Below are 21,357 nucleotides of genomic sequence, written 5' to 3' on the forward strand. Positions count from 1 at the left end.
ATGCAGCGCTTCGCCCTCATCGGCGCCGGGTTCATCGGCGCCGTCCACGCCCAGAGTCTCGCGGCCAACCCGGACGTCGACTTCCGATTCGTCTACGACGTCGACCAGGCGAGGGCCGAGAGGCTGGCTGCCTCGCACGGCGCCGCTGCGGCGTCCTCGCTCGAGCAGCTCTTCGATGCGGCAGAGGTCGACGCGGTGCTCGTCGCGTCGTCCACGAACAAGCACGCCGATCATCTGCGGCTCGCGGCAGATGCCGGTATCGCGGCGCTGTGCGAGAAGCCCATCGATCTCGATCTGGAGCGCGCCCGCGAGACGGTCGAGTACGTCGAGGAATCCGGCATCACCGCCATGGTCGACTTCAACCGACGCTTCGACCGCGACTACGCCGAGCTGAAGCGCACCGTGGATGCCGGGGAGATCGGCACCGTCGAGCTGCTGCAGCTCTCGAGTCGCGGCCCCTCCATGCCGCCGCTCGAGTACATCGCGGTCTCGGGTGGGCAGATGCGCGACCAGACCGTGCACTTCTTCGACCTCGCGACGTGGATCACGGGACTCGACGCCGTCGCGGTGTACGCGGCGGGCGGTGCGCTCGCCGAGCCGAGGGTCGCCGACTACGGCGACGTCGACACCTCGATCGCGACCGTGCGGCTCGCGAACGGCGCGCTCGTGCAGATCGACAGCATCCGTCGCTCGGGGTACGGCTACGACGAGCGCATCGAGGTGTTCGGCTCGGAGGGGCTCGTCGAGGCCAAGCGGCACCCCGCAGGTCAGGTCGCGAGGTACGGCAAGGGCGTCGTCGTCGGGTCGGGGATGCACGCCGGCTGGTTCGAGCGCGTGCAGCCCACGTATGCGGCCGCGCTCGCGGAGTTCGTCGCGGCACTCGAGGACGGTCGCGCGCCGTCGCCGTCGCTGCGGGATGCGCTGCGGGCCCAGGCGATCGCGGAGGCCGCGACGCGGTCGCTCGCGAGTGGGCGTGAAGAGCCGGTGGGGTAGGAGTCACCTCTGCTCTTCGGGTGGGCGGTCGCTCCGCGATCGCCCACCTCTTCGCGCCGTGGCGAAGCTGAGATGGACGCGTCACAAAAAAGTGTTTGCTTAATACACCTGTTGAGCTATTGTCATGACAAGTCAGTGACGTGCTCGTTGCTCTCGGACAAGGATGACCGAGCGAGCACACGTGGGTTCCTCAAGACGCCGTCCCCCAGCGGCTGTCCTGTCGAGCGTCCAACTGGCGTCATCACGGCATTCAAAGGAGTTTTCGTGAAGAAGAAACGTCTCATGTTCGGCCTGGCAGCACTCGCAATGGTGCCGGTCTTCGCGCTCACCGCCTGCTCCTCCGCAGGCGGACGCGACACCGGAACGGCCGAAGACCCCGCGGTCGCGGGCGTCGCAGACACGCCCTCCATCAAGATCGCGATGATCACGCACGCCGCCCCGGGAGACACCTTCTGGGACATCGTTCGGAAGGGTGCCGAGACCGCGGCGGCGAAGGACAACGTCGAACTGCTCTATTCCTCCGACCCGCAGGCCCCGAACCAGGCCCAGCTCATCCAGCAGGCGATCGACCAGGGCGTCGACGGCATCGCCGTCACGATCGCCAAGGGCGACGCACTCGAAGACTCCATCAAGGCCGCCGTCGACGCCGGTATCCCCGTGGTCGCCTTCAACGGCGGAAGCAAAGAGGCCTTCGAGTTCGGTGCCTTCACCTACATCGGCCAGGACGAAGTGGTTGCAGGCCAGGCAGCTGGCGACAAGATCACCGAGCTCGGCTACACGAAGCCCCTCTGCATCATCCAGGAGCAGGGCCACGTCGGCCTCGAAGCCCGCTGCGCCGGCATCAAGGAGAAGGTGCCAGCCACCGAGATCCTGTACGTGACCGGGACGGACATGACGCAGGTCAAGTCGACCATCTCCGCCAAGCTCCAGTCGACCCCGGACACCGACGTCGTCATCGGACTCGGTGCCCCGTTCACGCTCACGGCGATCGACTCGGTCGCCGAGACCGGTTCCAGCGCCAAGGTCGCGTCCTTCGACCTCAACGCAGACCTCGCGCAGGCGATCGTCGACGGGGACGTCGTGTTCACCGTCGATCAGCAGCCCTACCTGCAGGGATACATGGCAGTCGACTCGCTCTGGCTGCAGAACAACGGCGAGTTCGCCCTCGGTGGCGGCAAGCCCGTGCTCACCGGCCCGACGATCATCGACGAGAGCAACGCGGCCGTTGTCCTCGAAGAGGCCAAGAAGGGTATCCGCTAACCAGCGAGCCACGGTCGGGATGGCCGCGAGCCGCGGTCATCCCGACCTCTCACAAGGAAGTGCAGTCATGGTTCACACCGCAACACCAACTTCAGCATCGCCCCGAACTCCCGCCGCCGGCCCCGCATCCTCGAGCGCCGACGAGCGTGTCGGCAGACGCTCGCCGCTGTCGGTCATCCTCGGCCGGCCCGAGATGGGCGCCGTCGTCGGCGCCATCGTCGTGTTCGTCTTCTTCGCGATCGCGGCGCCCGTCTTCACCCAGGTCACCTCCCTCGCGACGGTCCTCTACGGCGCCTCCACGATCGGCATCATGGCGGTCGGCGTCTCCCTCCTCATGATCGGCGGCGAGTTCGACCTCTCCGCCGGCGTCGCCGTCATCTCCTCGGCGCTCACCGCATCCCTGTTCAGCTGGTACTTCGCGACCAATGTGTGGGTTGGCGTGCTCATGGGCCTCGTCTTCGCCCTCGTCGTCGGCTTCATCAACGGCTGGCTGCTCATCAAGACGAAGCTGCCGTCGTTCATCGTGACGCTCGCGTCGTTCCTCATGCTGACGGGACTCAACCTCGGCATCACTCGACTCGTCGGCGGCGGCGTCTCCAGCCCCGCCATCGCAGACATGGACGGCTTCGCATCGGCCAAGGCGATCTTCGCCAGCGAGATCCCCGTCTTCGGCGTCAACGTGAACGTCACCGTCTTCATCTGGATCGCGCTGGTGCTCGTCGCCACGTTCATCCTGATGCGCACCAAGATCGGCAACTGGATCTTCGCCGTCGGCGGCGACGAGAACGCGGCCCGCGCGGTCGGTGTGCCCGTCACGGCGACCAAGATCGGGCTCTTCATGGGCGTCGGGTTCTGCGCCTGGATCCTGGGCATGCACAACCTGTTCGCTTTCAACGTGGTCCAGTCGGGCGAGGGTATCGGCAACGAGTTCCTCTACATCATCGCGGCCGTCATCGGCGGCTGCCTCCTCACCGGCGGCTACGGCTCGGCGATCGGCGGCGCCATCGGCGCCTTGATCTTCGGCATGGCCAACAAGGGCATCGTCTACGCCCAGTGGAACCCGGACTGGTTCAAGTTCTTCCTCGGCCTCATGCTGCTGATGGCCACGATCGTGAACCTCGTCGTCAAGAAGAGGGCGGAGCAGAAGTGATGACAACGAACCAGACAGCAGCGGCGGACGTGCAGCAACCCGGTCGCGTCGAGCAGGGCACGCACCTCATCTCGCTTCGGGATGCGGGCAAGCGGTACGGCAACATCCTCGCCCTGCAGAACGTCGACATGGACGTCGACCCGGGGCGCGTCACCTGCGTGCTCGGCGACAACGGTGCCGGCAAATCGACGCTCATCAAGATCATCGCGGGACGCCACGAGCACACCGACGGCGAGTTCCTCATCGAGGGCGAGTCGGTGCACCTCAAGTCGCCACGCGAGGCCCTCGAGCGGGGCATCGCGGCCGTCTACCAGGACCTCGCGGTCGTGCCGCTCATGCCCATCTGGCGCAACTTCTTCCTCGGCTCCGAGCTCACGAAGGGCTTCGGCCCCTTCAAGAGCCTCGACGTCGACCAGATGAAGGAGATTACGAAGAAGGAGCTGCTCGACATGGGCATCGACCTTCGCGACGTCGACCAGCCCATCGGCCAGCTCTCCGGCGGCGAGCGGCAGTGCGTCGCGATCGCCCGCGCCGTGTACTTCGGCGCGAAGGCACTCATCCTCGACGAGCCGACCGCCGCCCTCGGCGTGAAGCAGTCGGGCGTGGTGCTGCGCTACATCCTCGCGGCCCGCGACCGCGGACTCGGCGTGATCTTCATCACCCACAACCCGCACCACGCGTTCCCCGTCGGCGACAGCTTCCTGCTCCTCAAGCGCGGCAAGTCGATCGGCTACTACGACAAAGCCGACATCACCCTCGACGAGCTCACCGCGCAGATGGCCGGCGGCGCCGAACTCGAAGAACTCGCCCACGAGCTCGAACAGCTCGGCGGCTACACGCAGGACATCGCCGTCATCCGCGAAGTCGAGGACGACATCCCGGACGTGCCCGCAAAGTAGGCGCGAGCATCCACTGTCCGGCACTGCGAGCAGCGCGAAGAACGGCCGGCACCCTCAGTGGGGTGCCGGCCGTTTCGCGCGCTCGGGAGGCTCGTCAGCGGCGCGGGCTGCCGAACGGGCCGTTGTCGCGGTCGACGACCTCCTTGCCGAGGGGCGAGAGGGAGATCGGGATCATCTTGAAGTCGGCGATACCCATCGGGATGCCGATGATGGTGATGCACAGCGCGATGCCAGAGACGATGTGGCCGATCGCGAGCCACCAGCCCGCGAGGATGAACCAGATGACGTTGCCGATGAACGAGAAAGCTCCGGCGTCGGGTCGCGAGACGACGTCGCGGCCGAAGGGCCAGAGCGCGTAGAGCCCGATGCGGAACGAGGCGATCGCCCACGGGATGGTGACGATCGGGATGCACAGCAGCACGCCCGCGAGGACGTAGCCGCAGAAGAGCCAGAACCCCGAGAGAAGGAGCCAGATGATGTTGAGGAGAGTGCGCATGCGAACAGCCTGCAGCAACTCGCGATGTATCGCGTCATACTGGAGGGTGAAATCGCTCATGTTCATATGTCATGACAAATGAGCCTCCGAGGGTTATGCTCGCTTGCAGGCACGTTGGCGTGCCCCAGCACCCCACTCATTCCGCACACCGAGGTGAACCATGAGCTCCGCCCCCACTCCGCCATACGTCGGCCTGCCCGCCGATGACGTCCTCCAGCTCCTGCGCGCCGAAGAGCGGGAACTCGACTTCCCGAGCTTCACGCTCGAGGATGCCTGGCAGGTCGGCACGTGGCTGCGCCACGAGTCGCTCGTGCGCGGGCACAGCGTCGCCGTCTCGATCGTCCTGGGTGGGCAGCGGGCGTTCCACGCGGCGACCCCCGGCTCCGCAGTGCTCAACGACGCGTGGCTCGCCCGCAAATTCCGGGTTGTCGAGCACTTCGGCCACTCGACCCTCACGGTCCGGTACACCTACGAGGCAAGCGGCGAGGACTTCGCCGCCGACTCGCTGCTCGACCCGCGAGAGTACGCCGCTGCCGGCGGCGCCTTCCCCATCCGCATCGGGGGAACGCTTGCTGGTGCCGTCGGCGTGAGCGGCCTCGAGATGCACGAGGACCACGCGCTGGTCGTCGAAGCGCTGCGCGTGCACCGAGTACTCTCCTAGCCGCGAGTCACCAGGGCGCTGACTGACCTGCAGCCCGTGCCCCCGCTCACCGTGTGAGGAGCCTGGCTTTCGGCGACGCCGATGGGTTCTCAGGGCGCTGACTGACCTGCAGCCCGTGCCCCCGCTCACCGTGTGAGGAACCTGGCTTTCGGCGACGCCGATGGGTTCTCAGGGCGCTCGTGCTGGGTTTCGGTGACTGGTGATGGGTTTTATCCCATCACGGTCGCCAAAACCCATCACGGTCCGAGACGAGCGCGGTTCGAGAGCAGCATGAGAGGCAAGCGGTGATCGTGCTCAGTAGTGGTAGCGAGCCTGCAGGATGACAACCGACTCCTCGGTTGCCGTGTAGACCAGTCGGTGCTCGCCATCGATGCGCCGAGAACAGGCTCCGGCCATGGCATGCTTCAGAGCCTCGGGCTTCCCTATCCCCGCGAACGGATCGGCGCGCAGGATGTCATCGATGAGCGTGTTGATGCGCTTGAGGGTCAGCCTGTCCTGCTTCTGCCAGTAGAGGTAGTCTTCCCGCCCCTCGGAGGTCCAGGTCAGCAGGCGAGCGGTCATGCCTCGTGGCGTGTGTGCTCTTCGGTCTGCCCTGATCGCGCCTGGTGCATCGCTGCAAGCAGGCGTTCGGCGTTCTTCGGGGAGCGCAGCAGGTAGCTCGTCTCGATGAGTGCGTCGTACTCATCCTTCGAGATCAGCACGGCGGATCCTCGCTTGGACGTGATCTCCACTTCCGAATGGTCGAGATTCACGCGCTCGATGAGGCCGAAGAGGTCTCGGCGAGCCTCGCTGGTCGTGATGGCCATGGGTCCCCCTCTTGTACAAGATGTGGTACCAGTCTACGTCTGGGCACTCCGGCGGCGCTACTGCTCCGCGATGGCGTCGAGCACGTCGTCGGCGTAGCGCTCCAGCTTCGCCGCGCCGACGCCTGAGATCGCCGCGAGCTGCGCATGCTGACGCGGCTTCACCTCGGCGATAGCCGCGAGCGTCGCATCCGTGAACACGATGTACGCCGGCACGCCCTGCTCCTTCGCCGTCTCCGCCCGCCAGGCACGCAATCGCTCGAACACTTCGCGCTGCGACTCGGTGAGGGCCGCCGCTGCCGCGCTGCCGCCGCCGGAGCGGCCCGAGTACTCGCCGCGCGAGCGTCGCCCGTTCGAGCCGGGCGCCTTCGGGGGCTCCTTGCGGAACATGAGCTGACGCTCGCCGCGCAGCACCGGGGCGGCCTCGCTCGTGAGCGCGAGCACACCGTACTCGCCGCGCACCGCGAGCACGCCCGCGGCGAGCAGCTGCCGCACGACCCCACGCCATTCCGTGTCGCCCAGGTCCTTGCCGATGCCGAACGTGGACAGCTCGTCGTGCTTCCACTGCGTGACCTTGTCGGTGGTCTTCCCCGTGAGGATGTCGATGAGCTGGCCGGCGCCGAACGCCTGGCCGTTGCGCTCCCTGTCGAGCCGCAGCACCGTCGAGAGCAGCTTCTGCGCGGGAATCGTGCCGTCCCATGAGTCGGGAGGTGAGATGCACGTGTCGCAGTTGCCGCACGGCTCGCTCAGCTGCCCGAAGTAGGCGAGGAGCTGCACGCGGCGACACGTGACCGTCTCGCAGAGCGCGAGCATCGCGTCGAGGTGCTGGCTCTGCGCACGCTTGCGCTGCGCGTCGCCTTCGCCCTCGGCGATCATGCGCCGCTGCTGCACCACGTCCTGGAGCCCGTAGGCGAGCCAGGCGGTCGAGGGGAGCCCGTCGCGTCCGGCGCGACCCGTCTCCTGGTAGTAGCCCTCGATGCTCTTCGGCAGGTCGAGGTGGGCGACGAAGCGCACATCGGGTTTATCGATGCCCATGCCGAACGCGATCGTCGCGACCATGACGACCCCGTCTTCGCGCAGGAACTTCGACTGGTGCCTCGCCCGCGTCTCGGCGGGCATGCCGGCGTGGTAGCCGAGGGCATTCACGCCCTGCCCACGCAGCCACTCCGAGATGTTCTCGACCGACTTGCGGCTCAGGCAGTAGACGACGCCCGCATCGCCCGAGTGCTCCTCCTGGATGAGGCGCAGCAGCTGCGCCTTCGGGGTCTGCTTGGGGGAGACTCGGTACTGGATGTTGGGGCGGTCGAAGCTCGCGACGAACACCTTCGCGTCGTCGAGCGCAAGCCGCTCGACGATCTCCTGCCGCGTCTCGCTCGTCGCGGTCGCCGTCAGCGCGATGCGCGGAACCCCTGGCCACCGCTCGGCGATCATCGACAGGTTCAGGTAGTCGGGTCGGAAGTCGTGCCCCCACTGCGCGACGCAGTGCGCCTCGTCGATGGCGAACAGCGAGATGTTCGTTCGGCTGAGGAGGTCGGCTGCGACGGGCAGACGTTCCGGTGCCAGGTAGATGAGGTCGAGCTCGCCCGCCAGCAGCTGACGCTCGACGTCGCGGCGCTCGTCGATGGACTGCGTGGAGTTGAGGAACGCGGCCCGCACGCCGAGCTGCTCGAGTGCCCCGACCTGGTCGTGCATGAGCGCGATGAGCGGCGAGATGACGACGCCGGTGCCCTCGCGGACCAGCGCGGGCACCTGGTAGCAGAGGCTCTTCCCGCCACCGGTCGGCATGAGCACGACGGCATCGTCGCCGGCGCACAACCGCTCGATGATCTGCGCCTGATCGCCGCGGAAGTCGTCGTAGCCGAAGACCTCCCTGAGCACCGTCTGCGCGCGCTGGAGCAGGGTCCCTGATGGAGCGGGGGCATCTGTCTCGTGCGTTGCGACCATGCAAGCAACCCTAGGCGCGACCTCGGACATCCGCTCGGTCATCCACAGGCACGGTCGCCCCACGTGCCCAGCAACGAGCGATGACCCGGTGCTACCCCGCGGCGCGGATGCGCGACACCGGCGGGTAGTACCGGAAGCCCGGGATGAAGAGCGGGGGCGGTTGGACGGCCGGCTTCCGCCGCGGCAGCGTGTGGCCGAAGGGATCGGACTGCGCCGCCCGGTGCTGCTGCTCGGCCTGCCGATGCGCCTCGGTGTTCGGCTGCGAGGCCAGCCGGTTCGGGGCGTCGCGGGTGCGCGCAGGACGCCGTGGACTGTTCACGCTCCACTCCCATCGCCGGTGGATCTGGGGCGCCGCGGCAGCCCAGTCGAGGTGGCCCCACGCTAGCGAGAATCGTCGCGCGGCACACCCGAGCGGACGGGGAGAACTGCCCGTCGCCGTTCGGTACTCGGCGGCGAGCGCTCCTCAGCCGCTTGTATCAGCCGCGCTCGACCGTGTGTCCGGCGCCCGCCCACTCCGACATGCCGCCGAGCACGTTGACGACCGGCTTGTCGTGCTGCTTGAGGTAGGCCGCGGCTCGCTCGCTGCGCACGCCAGCGGCGCAGATCAGGTAGACCGGGCCGTCATCCGGCACCTCGCCTGCGCGCTCCACGAGTTCGCTGAGCGGCACGTTGCTGGCCCAGGGGATGCGCACGGCCGAGAATTCGTCCGGCTCGCGGACGTCGATGATGGTGGCCTGCTCGCCGAGCGCCGCGAGCTGGGTGATGTCGATGGTCTGCACGAATGCTCCTCCTGGACTTGCCGGTACCCGACGGTGTCGCGGGCCGCGGCCCACGCTACTTGAGTCGTCTCGGTGGGACCTTTCGCCCCGTTCCAGCCTGATCGTGGTGGGTGCGCGATCCTCGGCATCGGGGACTTGGCAATTCGCCGAAGACGGGTGTATCTTCGCGAAAGGTAAGCCTTACCTGGCCTACCGCGCATGGACGCCTGGGCTATGGCTGGCCCTCACGCCCGCCAGCCCGTACCCCCTCACGCCCAGGAACCCAACATGCTCGGCTCTCTGCTCATCGGACTCCGCGAAGGCCTCGAAGCGGCGCTTGTCGTCGGCATCCTCATCGCCTACGCCAGGCGCATCCAGCGTCCCGACATCGTGCGCCGCATCTGGCTCGGCGTCGCATTCGCGGTCGTCGCGTCACTCATCCTCGGCGCCGTCCTCACCTTCGGCGCCTACGGACTCTCCTTCCAGGCACAGGAGATCATCGGCGGCAGCCTCTCGCTCGTCGCCGTGGCCATGGTCACGTGGATGGTCTTCTGGATGCTCCGAGTCTCCAAGACCCTCAAGCACGAGCTGGAAGGGCAGGTCGACCGGCACCTCGGCGGCAGCGGATGGGGCATCGTCGCCGTCGCCTTCGTCTCCGTCGCACGCGAGGGGCTCGAGACAGCGCTCTTCGTCTGGTCGACGACCCGCTCGGGCGACGGCTGGGTGCTCGGCTTCCTCGGCGCCATCGTCGGACTGCTCCTCGCGGTCGGCCTCGCCTGGGGGCTCTTCCGCGGCGTCGTGCGCATCAACCTCTCCACGTTCTTCACGTGGACCGGCGCTATCCTCATCGTCTTCGCCGCCGGCATCGTCGCCTACGCCATCCACGACCTGCAGGAAGCCGCCGTCCTGCCCGGCCCCTTCATCGCGGCGCCGGAGGGCGCATCCGCCGCCGTGCAGGCCTGGTTCGGCGAGAACGCGTGGGCGTTCCGCATCCCGGAGGTCATCCCGCCGGACGGGCTCTTCGGGGCGCTCCTCAAGGGCACCATCGGCTTCACGCCCGAGATGACGAAGCTCGAGATCTTCGCCTACTTCGCCTACCTGGTCCCGACAGCCGCGCTCTTCGCCGTCCGCACGCGCTCCGGCCGCCGCCAATCGACCCACACATCACCTCAGCCCGCGGCGACCGCCGCACGCTGAGCACCGCCCTCAGCATCCCCTCTCAGAAGGACAACCATGCACCTCAAGCCACTCACGGTCGGACTGCTCTCCGCCGTCACGCTCGTCTCCCTCACCGGCTGCGTGCCGAACGCGCCGGCTGACGCCTCCTCCTCGCTCGCCGTCTCGAGCACCGACACCGACTGCACGGTCTCCGGCGCCTCCGCCGCCAGCGGCCCCATCACCTTCGAGGTCACCAACGACGGCGAACGCGTCACCGAGTTCTACCTGCTCGCCGACGACGGACTCCGCATCGTCGGCGAGGTCGAGAACATCGCGCCAGGAACGAGCCGCCAGCTCTCGGTCGTCGCGCAGCCAGGCAGCTACTTCACCGTGTGCAAGCCGGGCATGCTCGGGGCCGGCATCGGCCAGACCGCCTTCTCTGTCTCGGGCGAGGCAGTCGCGGTCGCCGCCGATGACCAAGCGGCCTACGACGAAGCCGTCACGAGCTACACCGCCTACCTGCGCAACCAGGTCGCCGAGCTCGTCCCCCTCGTGGATCAGTTCACGACCGCCTACAAGTCGGGCGACGACGAGGCCGCGCGCGAGCTCTTCGCAGCCGCGCGAGTGCCATACGAGCGCATCGAGCCGACCGCTGAGGCCTTCGGCGACCTCGACCCCAAGATCGACTACCGCGAGGTCGACGCCGTCGCCGAGGGCCTCGACTGGACCGGCTTCCACCGGATCGAGAAGGACCTCTGGCAGCCGAAGCCCGGTGACAAGAACTCCGACGACACCGACGCGTTCCTCGACTGGGCGCCGTCGACCACGGCGGAGCGCGCGCAGTACGCGGACCAGCTCGTCGCCGACATCCAGCAGCTCGCGGACCTCGTGAACAGCGACGAGTTCTCGATCTCCATCGAGGACATCACGAACGGCGCCATCGGCCTGCTCGACGAGGTCGCGACCGGCAAGATCTCGGGTGAGGAAGACTGGTGGTCCGGCACCGACCTCAGCGACTTCAAGGCGAACGTCGAGGGCGCGGAGGTCGCGTTCGGCATCGTCGAGGACGTCGCCCGGTCGAAGGGCGAGGACGGCATCGCGATCGCAGACTCGATCAGCACCGAGTTCACCGCGCTCAACGACCTGCTCGCGAGCTACGGCAGCTACGAGGAGGGCTTCACCAACTACCGCGACCTCACCCCCGAACAGGTGAAAGAGCTGTCGACTCAGGTCGACGCGCTCGCCGAGCCGCTCTCGCAGCTCACGACCACCGTGCTCGGGCTGCCGGCATAGCGCGCTCCCAGCGCACCCGGCCAGCTTGCGTGACCATCGGCCTGAGATCACCCCGAACGCGGTGAGCACCCGCGGATGGTCACGCAAGCTGGTCACTCTCATCAGATCAACCCAGGAGGGCTGCCCGTGAGCGCAGGCGAGACCCCGAACGATCACGACGTCGAAGAACCGGCCCGCGGCCTGTCCCGCCGCGGTCTCCTCGGCCTCCTCGGCGCCGGAGCGGCCGGAATCGCCGCAGGTGGTGCCGGCGGCTTCGGGATCGCCGCGGCAACCGGTGCCGGCGCGACCTCCCACGCCGGCAGCGGGACCCAGTACCCCTTCAACGGAGAGCACCAGGCCGGCATCGTCACCCCGGCGCAGGACCGCATCCACTTCGCGACCTTCGACGTCCGCGAAGGGACGACGAGGGAGGACCTCGCGGAGCTGCTGCAGGACTGGAGCTACGCGTCGTCACGACTCGTGCAGGGCCTCGACGCCTCCGCCTCCGGAGCCGTCGGAGGGTCGCCGCTCGCCCCACCCGACGACACCGGCGAGGCCCTCGGACTGCCGCCCTCGGCGCTCACCATCACGTTCGGATTCGGCCCGACGCTCTTCGTCGACGGCGACGGGGTCGACCGCTTCGGCCTGGCCAGCAAGCAGCCGGCGAAGCTCGCGCAGCTCCCACGCTTCTCCGGAGACGCGCTCGACAGCGCGCTCTCGGGCGGCGACCTCTGCATCCAGGCCTGCGCCGACGACCCCCAGGTCGCGGTCCATGCCATCCGCAACCTCACGCGCATCGGCTTCGGCCGCGTCATCCTGCGCTGGTCGCAGCTGGGATTCGGGCGCACCTCGTCGACCTCGACGAGCCAGGCCACACCCCGCAACCTCTTCGGCTTCAAGGACGGTACCGCGAACGTCAAGGCGGAGGAGACGAGCGCCACGACCGAGCACGTCTGGGTCGCCCCAGGCGACGGCGTCGACTGGCTGGCCGGCGGCTCCTACCTCGTGGCCAGGCGCATCCGCATGATGATCGAGTCGTGGGACAGAGTCCGGCTCGAGGAGCAGGAGCAGATCATCGGCCGCGACAAGCGCGCCGGGGCGCCGCTCAGCGGCGGCGAGGAGTTCGCAGAACCCGACTTCGCGGCCGAGAGCAGCACGACGTTCGGGCAGCCGGCCATCGACGCGAACTCCCACGTCGCGCTCGCGCATCCCGGCAAGAACGCGGGCGCTCGGCTCCTGCGCCGCGGCTACAACTTCGTCGACGGCAACGACGAGCTCGGACGCCTCAACGCCGGCCTCTTCTTCCTGTCCTACCAGCGAGACCCGGAGCAGTTCATCCGCGTGCAGCAGTCGCTCAGCACCGACCTCCTCAACGAGTACATCAAGCACACGGGCAGCGGCATCTGGGCGATTCCCCCTGGCGCTCGCGAGGGCGGGTACGTCGGCGAGACGCTGTTCGGCTGACCAGATGGGCGGGCGAGCGGATGCGGCCCGGAACGTTGCGCGCCCGTTGCCGACCCCATACCCGGCGCTCAGGCGCCTCATAGCTCCTCCATAGATCAAGGAGGAGACTAGGGGCATGCCTCCCACCGATCAGTCGAGCTCGCGACTCGGCCCGATGCTCAAGGCGGCCGACGGGTCCGCCATCAGAGTGCTCGTCGTCGACGACGAGCCCTCGCTCACCGACCTCCTCAGGATGGCGCTGCGCTACGAGGGCTGGGAGGTGCGCACCGCCGCGGACGGGGCATCCGCGGTGAAGGTCGCCCGCGAGTTCAAGCCGCACGCGGCCGTGCTCGACATCATGCTCCCCGACACGGACGGGCTCTCGCTGCTGCACCGCATCCGCGCCGACGACGAGGCGCTGCCCGTGCTCTTCCTGACCGCGAAGGACGCGCTCGCCGACCGACTCGCTGGGCTCACGGCCGGCGGCGACGACTACGTCACGAAGCCCTTCAGCCTGGAGGAGGTCATCGCGCGCGTGCGCGGCCTCGTCCGCCGATCCATGCTCACGCAGGGCGGCGCCAACGACCCCGTGCTGCGCGTCGGCGACCTCAGCCTCGACGAGGAGAGCTACGAGGTGCGCCGCGGCGACGACCTCATCGAGCTCACGGCCACCGAGTTCGAGCTGCTGCGCTTCCTCATGCGCAACCCCCGCCGCGTGCTGTCGAAGGCGCAGATCCTCGACCACGTGTGGAGCTACGACTTCGGCGGGCGCGAGACCGTCGTCGAGCTGTACATCTCCTACCTGCGCAAGAAGGTCGACGCTGGCCGCGAGCCCATGATCAGCACGGTTCGCGGTGTCGGCTACATGCTCAAGGCCACGGAATGAGCGCGCCGGGAGGCGCATCCCCTGCAACTCTCCCCCCGAACGCCCCGCCGTCGGGCGCGAATGGGAGGCGCGAGCGTGCGCCGCTGACCCTCCGAAGGCGACTCGTCCTCGGACTCGTCGCGACGCTCGTCATCGTGACCGCCGTCATCGGCGCCGTCAGCGTGACGCTGCTGCACAACGTGCTCGTCGACCGGCTCGACCAGCAGCTCTCCTCGGCCAGCGACCGGGGTCGCGAAGGCGCGTCCGGTCCCGGCGACACGGGCGGACCGCTCTCCATCACCCCGAACGCGACGTTCGTGCTGAAGCTCCCCGGCCAGGCGGAGGGCACCGTCGGCGCGGTCATCGACGACGACACCGTCATCTCGGCGGGCGCCCTCAACAGTCTCGGCGAGGTCGTGCTGATCTCCCCGGCCACCGCCGAGGAACTCGCGAGCGTCCCGCAGGACGGGCAGGCGCACACCGTCACCGTCCTCGGCATCGGCGAGGTCAGGGCGCAGGCAAGCGAAGGGCCAGCCGGGTACGGCGTCGTCATCGCCCTCCCGCTCGGCGACGTCAACGCGACGACGACGACGCTCAGCCTCATGATCGCCCTCATCGGACTCCTCGGCATGGGGCTCGCCGCGGTCTTCACGTCGCGTTGGATCCGCGCATCCATGGCCCCGCTCGAGCGGGTCGAGCATCTCGCGACCAGCATCTCGAAGCTGCCCCTCACCTCGGGCGACGCGGCCCTCGACGTGCGGGTCGAACCGCGCGACGCGGACCCGCGCACCGAGGTCGGGCGCATGGGCCAGGCCTTCAACACGATGCTCGGTCACATCTCCCGCGCCTTCACCGCGAGGGAGGCGAGCGAAGCGAAGATGCGGCAGTTCGTGGCGGATGCGAGCCACGAGCTGCGCACCCCACTCGCTTCCATCCGCGGCTATTCCGAGCTCACGCGCCGCAGCCGCGCAGACCTGCCGGAGGACACGGCGCGCGCGCTCGAGCGGATCGACTCGGAGTCCGTCCGCATGACCGCGCTTGTCGAGGAGCTCCTGCTGCTCGCCCGCCTCGACGAGGGCGTCGACGTCGAGCACAGCACGGTCGACCTGTCGCTCATCGCCCTCGAGGCGGTCGGCGACGCGCACGCGGCGTGGCCTCAGCATCGGTGGAACCTCGACATTCCCGGCGTCGCCATCGAGGTGACGGGTGTCGACGCGCAGCTGCGCCGAGTCGTCTCGAACCTCCTCGCCAATGCGAACGCGCACACCCCTGCGGGAACGAACGTCACCCTGACGCTCGGCCTCGAGGGCAGCAACGCCGTGCTCAGGGTCGTCGATGACGGGCCAGGCATCGACCCTGGCGTGCTCGAGCACCTCTTCGAGCGCTTCGTGCGCGGCGACGTTTCGCGCACGCGCGGCGAGACCGAGGCGAGTTCCATCCCGGTCACCCGCGGCACGGGCCTCGGCCTCTCGATCGTGAAGAGCGTGGTGGATGCGCACGGCGGCACGATCTCCGTCGACAGCCGCCCTGGCGAGACGCGCTTCATGGTGCGCCTGCCGCTCGCCGAGCCCCAGCCGTCGCGAGGCTGAGCCCCGCGCGAGGCCGAGCCCGCCCGCCCGCGAGGCCGCGCCGAGCCCGTCCCGACGCCGAGCCCGTCCGCCCGCGAGGCCGCGCCCGTCCCGAGCCCGCCCGCCCGCCCGCGAGGCCGCGCCCGTCCCGAGCCCGCCCGCCCGCCCGCGAGGCCGCGCCCGTCCCGAGCCCGCCCGCCATCCGCCGTCAGATGGGGCGTTTTCACCCCATCGCGGCGTGCAACACGCGGCCAAAGTGACCTTTTTGCGGGTAAATCCGCGCTGGGGTGGATGCGCGCGGAGGGCGCGGAGGTGCACCGGGGACGGAGGTGCACCGGGGACGGATGCGCGCCGCTCGCCCGCCATCCGCCCATCCGCCGTCAGATGGGGTGTTTTCACCCCATGGCGGCGTGCAACACGCGGTGAAAGTGACCTTTTCGTGGGTAGCTCCGCGCTGGGGCGGGGCTGCGGAGGTACACAAGGGGGCGGATGCGCGTGGGGGCGCGGAGGTGCACCGGGTCGGATGTGCGCGGGGATGAAGCGGCTGCGGCGCGCGTACTCGGGGCCCGCGCGGGGCGGGAGTAGGGCGGGTGAGCGTCGCCCGCCCGCCATCCGCCCATTCGCCGTCAGATGGGGCGTTTTCACCCCATCGCGGCGTGCAACACGCGGCCAAAGTGACCTTTTCGTGGGTAGCTCCGCGCTGGGGTGCGGGCGCGGAGGGCGCGGAGGTGTGCCGGGAGCGGATGCGCGCGGAGGGCGCGGAGGTGCGTCGTAGGTAGATGCGCGAGGGGGTCAGATGCGCGCGGGGATGAAGCGGCTGATGCGCGCGCGTGCTCAGGGCGACTCGGCCAGCTGGAGTCCGGCTCCGGCGCTCGGGGTCCGCGCGTCGGTGCGCGAGCGACGCGCATCCACGATGATGTGAACAGCAGCCCAGCACGCGACGGCGACGGATGCGAGGGGCGCGATGAACGGCAGACCTGGCACGCCGAGCCCCACGGTCAGGGCGAGCACAAGTGACCCGCCGACCGCGAGAATGGCGCTGACGGGCTTCGATGCGGGGATCATCGCGATGAGCGGGATGGTGGGGGCCGCGCCGATGCAGAGGGCTGCGAGCATCCAGAGCGGCTCCTGCGCCGGATGCCCTGCCCCCGCGAGCTGCGAGCCCGCCTCGAGCAGCAGCGCGGCCACGAGGAACGCGCCGCCGACCAGCCAGCGCGTTCCGAACCGGTGGGCGAGCATCCACGTTCCGACGGCTGCGAGCGGAATCACGACGAGGCAGCCGAGGGCCAACCCGACGTTCATAGCGTGTGTCGAGTCGCGGAACGCCAGACTCCAGCTGCTGCCGCCGATGGCCAGCGCGGCGCAGAACGCGCCGGCCAGCGCGGTCAGGACCCCGAGGATCAGCAAGATCACGAAGCGGGCCCGACGCTGCGCGGGTCGGTGCTGCACGGGTCTGACTGTGCGAGCAGCGAGCCGCGACCTTCGGGCGTCTGCGGTCTCCTTGCTCACGTCGATCACGCTCAGGACGAGCATGGTTCCCGCTGCGAGCGGCATGATCGACGGCATCATGCTGGTGATGAACAGGGCGACGAGGCAGCCTGAGGAGATGATCCCGGCAAGGATCCACGCCTCGAAGCCGGAACCATTCCGTCGCAGGAGGCCCCGGAAGACGACGCTCAGCGAAGCGACTCCGAGCGCGCCGGCTACCGCGAGCCAGAACGACGTGGAGTCTCCGAACCAGGTGCTCGTCGCTCCCGGCAGCAGGTTGTCATCCGCTTCCTCCCATCCGATCGACCAGCTCAGGCGCGCGCACGCGGCGGCCGCGGCATGCAGTACCCAGAGCGCGAGTGCCGAGACTGCGGCAGGGGCGGTGAGCTTGCCGCCGTGGCGGCGGCCGAACATCATGACGGTCAGGAAGAGCAGGAGCAGGCCGGAGAACTCCTGGACCCCGGCGATGCCGAGGCGCAGCCAGGTCGGCTCCATGAGCGCGCTCACGAAGATGGTGGCCATCGGGATGAGGCTCACGATCAGCGCTGCGACCGCGACACCGAGTGTGGCCCTCGGTGTGGCCCGGGCGGCGAGGCCATGCACGCGGATCGACCAGGCGTCCGCGAGCGTCGGCTTCGTCTTGCCATGCTCGACGGCGTCCTCGAGGAGCACCGCGAGCAGGTAGTCGCCGTTCTCCTCCCGCCAGGCCCGCGGATACCAGCGAAGCAGGCGCTCGAACCTGGTACTGAGGGGTGCGCTCACCAGGCGGGGCCGAGTCGCAGAGCCGGGGAGGGGCGAACGGCAGGCGAGGGGCCACGCTTCAGCGCCGTCGCGGCGACCTGGGCGCGAGTCGCCAGCGCCTCGGTCTCCGCCACCAGGTCGTGGTGCCCTTGCGGGGTGAGCTCGTAGGAGCGGCGGGCGCGACCATCCACGATCTCGTCGCCTGCCTTCTGGATGCGCTGCTCGCGTTCGAGGCGCTCGAGGGCCGCGTAGAGGGTGGTCGCGCGCAGCTTCGCGGCGCCGGCGCTGAGGCGCTCGACGTCGCGCATGATCGCGTAGCCGTGCTGACGCCCGGCGGCGAGGGCGGTGAGGATCCAGAACGTGGACTCGGTCATGGTTGCCATGTATCGGAATATACCCGCCATTGGACTATTGGTCCACAAGTCTCTTCGCCTTCGCCTTCGCCTTCGCCTTCGCCTCCGCCTCCGCGCCCCCGCTCTCCGCGCCCCCGCTCTCCGCGCCCCCGCGGCTCGCCCACCCGCCCGCTCGCCCATCCGCCCGCATATGGGTCGTTTTCACCCCATCGGGGCGCATGACACGCGGCGAAAGTGACCTTTTCGAGTGCAGCTCCGCGCCTTGGGTGGGGCTGTGGCGCACCGGGATGGATGCGCGAGGCTGGAGCATGGCGGATGAGCGCCGCCCGCCGTCGCCCGCCCGCCGTCGCCCGCCGCCGTCGCCAGATGGGGTAGTTTCACCCCGTGTGGGCGCGCAACACGCGGCGAAAGTGGCCTTTTTGAGGGTGCGGAGGCGGGTCCTCGCCAGGCGGGTGGGTTCGCGGCGCGTCGTGCTGCGAACGGGCTCCGCGGGCGCGAGACGCGCCGTACTACACGATGACGGGAGGCCGGTCGGCGCGCTCCGGCGCATCCTGGAACGCGGCCTTCGGCACGAAGCAGAGGGCGATCGCGGCGGCGACGGCCGTGAGCCCGCACACCGTCCACACCGTGAAGTACCCGGCAAGCGACCCGGCTGTTCCCTCGGCGGAGGGCGCATCCGCCAGCGTGCCGAGCAGGGCGATGCCGAACACGCACGACGCCATCGCACCGCCCAGCGTCTTCACTGAGTTGGTGAGGCCCGTCGCAACTCCCGTCTGCGTCGCGGGTGCGGCAGCCGCGGCGGCCGAGGGCAGCGCGGCGACAAGCGCCCCCGAGCCGATGCCGGCGATGACCATGTTGGTGACCGCCTGCAGGTAGCCGTCGTGGAACGGCAGGAACAGGAGGTAGCCCGTCGCGACGAGCCCGCTCGCCCCGATGAGCGTGACGCGGGGTGCCAGCAGCTTCGTGACCTGCGAGTAGAGCAGCGCCCCCACGACCATGGACAGCACGTAGGAGCCGATGAGGATCGACGTCTGGCCGGCGGATGCGCCGAGCCCGTAGCCGTACACGCTCGGGTCGGTGCGCGCGAACGTCGATAGGGGTGCCTGCGCGCCGAGCACGCTCACGCCGAAGAGCCCCGCCGTGAGGAACACGGGCCAGAGGGTCGACGACTGGAATAGGCGCACGTCGATGAGGGGGTCGGGTCGTCCGAGTTCGACGCGCGCGAAGAGCGCGAGCCCGGCGAGGCCGAGCAGGACGACGAGCCACGAGGAGAGGTCGCCGGGGCCGGTGACGCGGAGCAGGCTGAGGCCGCCCGTGAACGAGATGAGGGCGAAGCTGAGGAGCAGCAGGCCCGGGTAGTCGAGCTTGCCGCCGACCGGGTTGGGCGATTCCTTGACGCCGAAGAGGATCACGAAGAAGCAGAGGGCGACGGCGATAGCCGGGATCAGCAGGAGCACCTGCACCGGCAGCGACTCGGCGAGCGCCCCTGCGCTGAGCGCGCCCGCGATGGCACCGAGCTGCAGGGCGGCGACGAGCACGCCGGCGGAGGTTCGGGTGAGTCTGGCGGAGTTGGCGCGTTCGCGAGTCCGAGACCAGATGAGCGCGATCTCGATGGGCAGCCAGATGACGTAGAAGCCCTGCAGTGCCCAGGCGACGAGGAACATCCAGAACTCCTGTGCGAAGACCAGGCCGAACGAGGCGAGTGCCGTCACCGCGGTCGAGACGAGCAGCACCTTGCGCTGGCCGATCATGTCGCCGAGCTTCGCGAGCACCGGCACGACGAGCGCCGACAGCATGAGCTGCGCGCCCTCGAGCCAGTTGACGTCTGCGTCGTGGATGCCGAGGTGGCGCGCGATGTCGGTGAGCAGCGGGGTGTAGTAGCCCTGCAGGATCCCGCTCGTGAACTCCACGAAGGCCAGGAACCCGACGATGCCGGCGATGGAGGCGAAGCCGGTGGAGCGGAGACGGTGCACGGTGGTGCCTTTCCTCGAGGGGCTCTCAGTGTCGGGATGTCAGAGGGAGCGCAGCAGCGTCGTGTGGAACCTCACGCCGGCGTGGAGGCTCGCGATCGAGACGCGCTCGTCGACTCCGTGGATGGCGGCCCGCTGCGCCGCGTCCATGGCGAGCGGCGCGAAACGGTAGGTGGCGGGGGCGAAGCGCTGGAAGAGCTTCGCGTCGGTGGCGGCGAGCGTGATGTACGGGGCCGCGATGGCGTCCGGGTAGGCGGCTCGCGCGGCGCGCTGCAGGAGGCCGAACTGCGGGTTGTCCGTCGGTGCGATCGTGGTGGGCTCGTTCGGGTCGGTGATGCGGATGCGCACCTCCCGGTCTCGGATGGCGCGTCGCACGTGCCGCACGGTGCTGGCGACGCTCTCGCCTGGCGCGATGCGGCAGTTGAGGGTGGCGCTGGCGCTCGCGGGCAGGACGTTGTCGGCGGTTCCGCCGCTGAGGCGCGTCGTCGCGAGGGTCGTCCGGACGAGCGCGGCGGCGTCTCCGCCGAGGCGGGCGAGCGCGTGCGCTGCGAGCTGGGGTGCCCTGGTGAGCGTCTGGAGGATGACCCTGCCGGAGTCGTGCGCGTGTGGTGTGAACGTCGCGAACATCTCACGGGCCACCGGGTTCAGGCGGGCGGGGAACGGGCGTCGCTCGACGCGCGACACCGCCCTCGCGATGCGCGCCGTCGGCGTCAGCCCGGAGGGTGCTGAGGCGTGCCCCGCATCGCCGCTCGCCTCGAGGATGACATTGACCGAGCCCTTCTCGCCGACCCCGATCATGGCGGCGGGCACGTCGATGAATGGCAGGGGAGCATCCACCACGGCGCCGCCCTCGTCGAGCACGAGCCACGGTGTCAGGCGGCGCTCGCGGAAGAGTGCGGCGGCCGCGCTGGCGGCGCCGGAGTGCGTCTCCTCGTCGCCGCCGAACCACAGGTACACGTCGCGCGGCGGCGTGTGGCCTTCCGCGAGCAGTGCCTCGACGGCCTCCAGGATGACGCAGAGCGGTCCTTTGTCGTCGAGCGTGCCGCGGCCCCAGACGGAGCCGTCGGCGATTGCGCCGGCGAACGGCGGATGTGTCCATCCCTCGGCTTCGAAGGCGGGGACAACGTCGAAGTGGGCCATGAGGACAAGGGGGCCCGGTGCGGTCGCGTCGTCGCCGAAGTTGCTCGCGTCGTCGCCGTCCCTGCCGCTATCCCTGCCGCTACCCCTCCCGCTGGGGCTGGTGGTGCCCGGCCAGCGGTAGAGCACGCCACGCTCCGTCACGAGCTCGCGCTCGAGGTGGGCGGTCACGAGCGGGTAGAGCTCCTGCAGGAGCGCGAGGAACTCCGCGAACGGGGCGAGGGGGTCGGCTGCGTCGGCGTCGGCGTCTTCGACGGTTCGCACGCGGATCATCCGGGAGAGGCGGGCGGCGATGCCGTCGACGCCCTCGTCGTCGAGGGGGTGGCGGTCCGGGCGGTGCGGATCGAGCATGTCGTCAGTGTAGGTCGCGCCCCGGCCGTCGCTGCGTGGCGGCGGCG

Annotated in this window: 20 protein-coding genes; 10 read left to right on the forward strand and 10 right to left on the reverse strand. The window is 69.4% G+C overall.

Annotated elements, in window-relative coordinates; all coding sequences use genetic code 11:
• From ITJ67_RS00615 to ITJ67_RS00630, 4 genes are all read left to right on the forward strand, one after another.
• Entirely contained in the window at positions 1 to 993 is a 993-nt protein-coding gene (locus tag ITJ67_RS00615) for a Gfo/Idh/MocA family oxidoreductase (RefSeq protein WP_194676406.1), read from the forward strand.
• A gap of 282 nt (positions 994 to 1,275) precedes the next feature.
• Positions 1,276 to 2,253: a substrate-binding domain-containing protein gene (locus tag ITJ67_RS00620; protein WP_104240252.1), complete on the forward strand. Its 978-nt coding sequence runs from the start codon at positions 1,276 to 1,278 to the stop codon at positions 2,251 to 2,253.
• Between the two features lie 67 nt (positions 2,254 to 2,320).
• The gene (locus ITJ67_RS00625; RefSeq protein ID WP_160075173.1) at positions 2,321 to 3,403 is read left to right on the forward strand and encodes an ABC transporter permease; all 1,083 of its coding nucleotides are present in this window, start codon (positions 2,321 to 2,323) and stop codon (positions 3,401 to 3,403) included.
• Positions 3,403 to 4,302: an ATP-binding cassette domain-containing protein gene (locus tag ITJ67_RS00630; protein WP_194676407.1), complete on the forward strand. Its 900-nt coding sequence runs from the start codon at positions 3,403 to 3,405 to the stop codon at positions 4,300 to 4,302. Before ITJ67_RS00625 ends, ITJ67_RS00630 begins: the two co-directional genes overlap by 1 nt.
• Before the next feature lie 94 nt (positions 4,303 to 4,396).
• On the opposite strand, the gene ITJ67_RS00635 is transcribed toward ITJ67_RS00630, so the two are convergent.
• Positions 4,397 to 4,798, reverse strand: a complete 402-nt coding sequence (locus ITJ67_RS00635; RefSeq protein WP_160075177.1) for a YccF domain-containing protein — start codon at positions 4,796 to 4,798, stop codon at positions 4,397 to 4,399.
• 160 nt (positions 4,799 to 4,958) lie between these two features.
• On the opposite strand from ITJ67_RS00635, the gene ITJ67_RS00640 reads away from it, so the two are divergent.
• Positions 4,959 to 5,459 carry a heme-degrading domain-containing protein gene (locus tag ITJ67_RS00640; protein WP_194676408.1) on the forward strand — a complete coding sequence of 167 codons (501 nt, stop codon included), beginning with the start codon at positions 4,959 to 4,961 and terminating at the stop codon, positions 5,457 to 5,459.
• Between the two features lie 294 nt (positions 5,460 to 5,753).
• On the opposite strand, the gene ITJ67_RS00645 is transcribed toward ITJ67_RS00640, so the two are convergent.
• The 5 genes from ITJ67_RS00645 to ITJ67_RS00665 form a co-directional block, all read right to left on the reverse strand.
• Positions 5,754 to 6,020: a Txe/YoeB family addiction module toxin gene (locus tag ITJ67_RS00645; RefSeq protein ID WP_194676409.1), complete on the reverse strand. Its 267-nt coding sequence runs from the start codon at positions 6,018 to 6,020 to the stop codon at positions 5,754 to 5,756.
• Complete coding sequence (locus ITJ67_RS00650) at positions 6,017 to 6,265, reverse strand: type II toxin-antitoxin system Phd/YefM family antitoxin (RefSeq protein ID WP_194676410.1); 249 nt, start codon at positions 6,263 to 6,265, stop codon at positions 6,017 to 6,019. Before ITJ67_RS00650 ends, ITJ67_RS00645 begins: the two co-directional genes overlap by 4 nt.
• A 57-nt stretch (positions 6,266 to 6,322) precedes the next feature.
• The gene (gene recQ, locus ITJ67_RS00655; RefSeq protein ID WP_228502151.1) at positions 6,323 to 8,206 is read right to left on the reverse strand and encodes a DNA helicase RecQ; all 1,884 of its coding nucleotides are present in this window, start codon (positions 8,204 to 8,206) and stop codon (positions 6,323 to 6,325) included.
• Positions 8,207 to 8,297: 91 nt separating this feature from the next.
• Positions 8,298 to 8,525 (reverse strand): hypothetical protein, encoded by a 228-nt coding sequence (locus ITJ67_RS00660; protein WP_160075185.1) that lies wholly within the window; start codon positions 8,523 to 8,525, stop codon positions 8,298 to 8,300.
• A 157-nt stretch (positions 8,526 to 8,682) separates the two neighbouring features.
• Positions 8,683 to 8,985: a rhodanese-like domain-containing protein gene (locus tag ITJ67_RS00665; protein ID WP_194676411.1), complete on the reverse strand. Its 303-nt coding sequence runs from the start codon at positions 8,983 to 8,985 to the stop codon at positions 8,683 to 8,685.
• Positions 8,986 to 9,252: 267 nt separating this feature from the next.
• On the opposite strand from ITJ67_RS00665, the gene efeU reads away from it, so the two are divergent.
• From efeU to ITJ67_RS00690, 5 genes are all read left to right on the forward strand, one after another.
• Positions 9,253 to 10,161, forward strand: a complete 909-nt coding sequence (gene efeU / locus ITJ67_RS00670) for an iron uptake transporter permease EfeU (RefSeq protein ID WP_194676412.1) — start codon at positions 9,253 to 9,255, stop codon at positions 10,159 to 10,161.
• A gap of 36 nt (positions 10,162 to 10,197) precedes the next feature.
• Complete coding sequence (gene efeO, locus ITJ67_RS00675) at positions 10,198 to 11,415, forward strand: iron uptake system protein EfeO (protein ID WP_194676413.1); 1,218 nt, start codon at positions 10,198 to 10,200, stop codon at positions 11,413 to 11,415.
• A gap of 126 nt (positions 11,416 to 11,541) precedes the next feature.
• Positions 11,542 to 12,858, forward strand: a complete 1,317-nt coding sequence (gene efeB, locus ITJ67_RS00680; RefSeq protein ID WP_323741343.1) for an iron uptake transporter deferrochelatase/peroxidase subunit — start codon at positions 11,542 to 11,544, stop codon at positions 12,856 to 12,858.
• A gap of 115 nt (positions 12,859 to 12,973) precedes the next feature.
• Positions 12,974 to 13,723, forward strand: a complete 750-nt coding sequence (locus ITJ67_RS00685) for a response regulator transcription factor (RefSeq protein ID WP_194676415.1) — start codon at positions 12,974 to 12,976, stop codon at positions 13,721 to 13,723.
• Positions 13,720 to 15,291, forward strand: a complete 1,572-nt coding sequence (locus ITJ67_RS00690) for a sensor histidine kinase (protein WP_194676416.1) — start codon at positions 13,720 to 13,722, stop codon at positions 15,289 to 15,291. The genes ITJ67_RS00685 and ITJ67_RS00690 overlap by 4 nt, the downstream gene beginning before the upstream one ends.
• A gap of 813 nt (positions 15,292 to 16,104) precedes the next feature.
• Here the strand turns inward: ITJ67_RS00690 and ITJ67_RS00695 are convergent.
• The 4 genes from ITJ67_RS00695 to ITJ67_RS00710 all read right to left on the reverse strand — a co-directional run bounded on the left by ITJ67_RS00695 (position 16,105) and on the right by ITJ67_RS00710 (position 21,310).
• Positions 16,105 to 17,520, reverse strand: a complete 1,416-nt coding sequence (locus tag ITJ67_RS00695) for a hypothetical protein (protein WP_194676417.1) — start codon at positions 17,518 to 17,520, stop codon at positions 16,105 to 16,107.
• The gene (locus ITJ67_RS00700; protein ID WP_160074613.1) at positions 17,517 to 17,882 is read right to left on the reverse strand and encodes a PadR family transcriptional regulator; all 366 of its coding nucleotides are present in this window, start codon (positions 17,880 to 17,882) and stop codon (positions 17,517 to 17,519) included. The genes ITJ67_RS00695 and ITJ67_RS00700 overlap by 4 nt, the downstream gene beginning before the upstream one ends.
• Positions 17,883 to 18,361: 479 nt before the next feature.
• Positions 18,362 to 19,825 carry an MFS transporter gene (locus ITJ67_RS00705; RefSeq protein WP_194676419.1) on the reverse strand — a complete coding sequence of 488 codons (1,464 nt, stop codon included), beginning with the start codon at positions 19,823 to 19,825 and terminating at the stop codon, positions 18,362 to 18,364.
• A gap of 39 nt (positions 19,826 to 19,864) precedes the next feature.
• Positions 19,865 to 21,310: a M20/M25/M40 family metallo-hydrolase gene (locus ITJ67_RS00710; RefSeq protein ID WP_194676420.1), complete on the reverse strand. Its 1,446-nt coding sequence runs from the start codon at positions 21,308 to 21,310 to the stop codon at positions 19,865 to 19,867.
• Positions 21,311 to 21,357: the final 47 nt, after the last annotated feature.

It is taken from the genome of Pseudoclavibacter sp. VKM Ac-2867, assembly GCF_015351275.1.
GTDB lineage: Bacteria > Actinomycetota > Actinomycetes > Actinomycetales > Microbacteriaceae > Pseudoclavibacter.

Excerpts from the sequence above, each read along its gene's own strand:
- ITJ67_RS00615 (WP_194676406.1), top strand. The coding sequence starts at position 1 with ATGCAGCGCTTCGCCCTCATCGGCGCCGGGTTCATCGGCGCCGTCCAC.
- ITJ67_RS00620 (WP_104240252.1), top strand. The coding sequence starts at position 1,276 with ATGTTCGGCCTGGCAGCACTCGCAATGGTGCCGGTCTTCGCGCTCACC.
- ITJ67_RS00625 (WP_160075173.1), top strand. The coding sequence starts at position 2,321 with ATGGTTCACACCGCAACACCAACTTCAGCATCGCCCCGAACTCCCGCC.
- ITJ67_RS00630 (WP_194676407.1), top strand. The coding sequence starts at position 3,403 with ATGACAACGAACCAGACAGCAGCGGCGGACGTGCAGCAACCCGGTCGC.
- ITJ67_RS00635 (WP_160075177.1), bottom strand. The coding sequence starts at position 4,798 with ATGCGCACTCTCCTCAACATCATCTGGCTCCTTCTCTCGGGGTTCTGG.
- ITJ67_RS00640 (WP_194676408.1), top strand. The coding sequence starts at position 4,959 with ATGAGCTCCGCCCCCACTCCGCCATACGTCGGCCTGCCCGCCGATGAC.
- ITJ67_RS00645 (WP_194676409.1), bottom strand. The coding sequence starts at position 6,020 with ATGACCGCTCGCCTGCTGACCTGGACCTCCGAGGGGCGGGAAGACTAC.
- ITJ67_RS00650 (WP_194676410.1), bottom strand. The coding sequence starts at position 6,265 with ATGGCCATCACGACCAGCGAGGCTCGCCGAGACCTCTTCGGCCTCATC.
- recQ (WP_228502151.1), bottom strand. The coding sequence starts at position 8,206 with ATGGTCGCAACGCACGAGACAGATGCCCCCGCTCCATCAGGGACCCTG.
- efeU (WP_194676412.1), top strand. The coding sequence starts at position 9,253 with ATGCTCGGCTCTCTGCTCATCGGACTCCGCGAAGGCCTCGAAGCGGCG.
- efeO (WP_194676413.1), top strand. The coding sequence starts at position 10,198 with ATGCACCTCAAGCCACTCACGGTCGGACTGCTCTCCGCCGTCACGCTC.
- ITJ67_RS00685 (WP_194676415.1), top strand. The coding sequence starts at position 12,974 with ATGCCTCCCACCGATCAGTCGAGCTCGCGACTCGGCCCGATGCTCAAG.
- ITJ67_RS00690 (WP_194676416.1), top strand. The coding sequence starts at position 13,720 with ATGAGCGCGCCGGGAGGCGCATCCCCTGCAACTCTCCCCCCGAACGCC.
- ITJ67_RS00700 (WP_160074613.1), bottom strand. The coding sequence starts at position 17,882 with ATGGCAACCATGACCGAGTCCACGTTCTGGATCCTCACCGCCCTCGCC.
- ITJ67_RS00710 (WP_194676420.1), bottom strand. The coding sequence starts at position 21,310 with ATGCTCGATCCGCACCGCCCGGACCGCCACCCCCTCGACGACGAGGGC.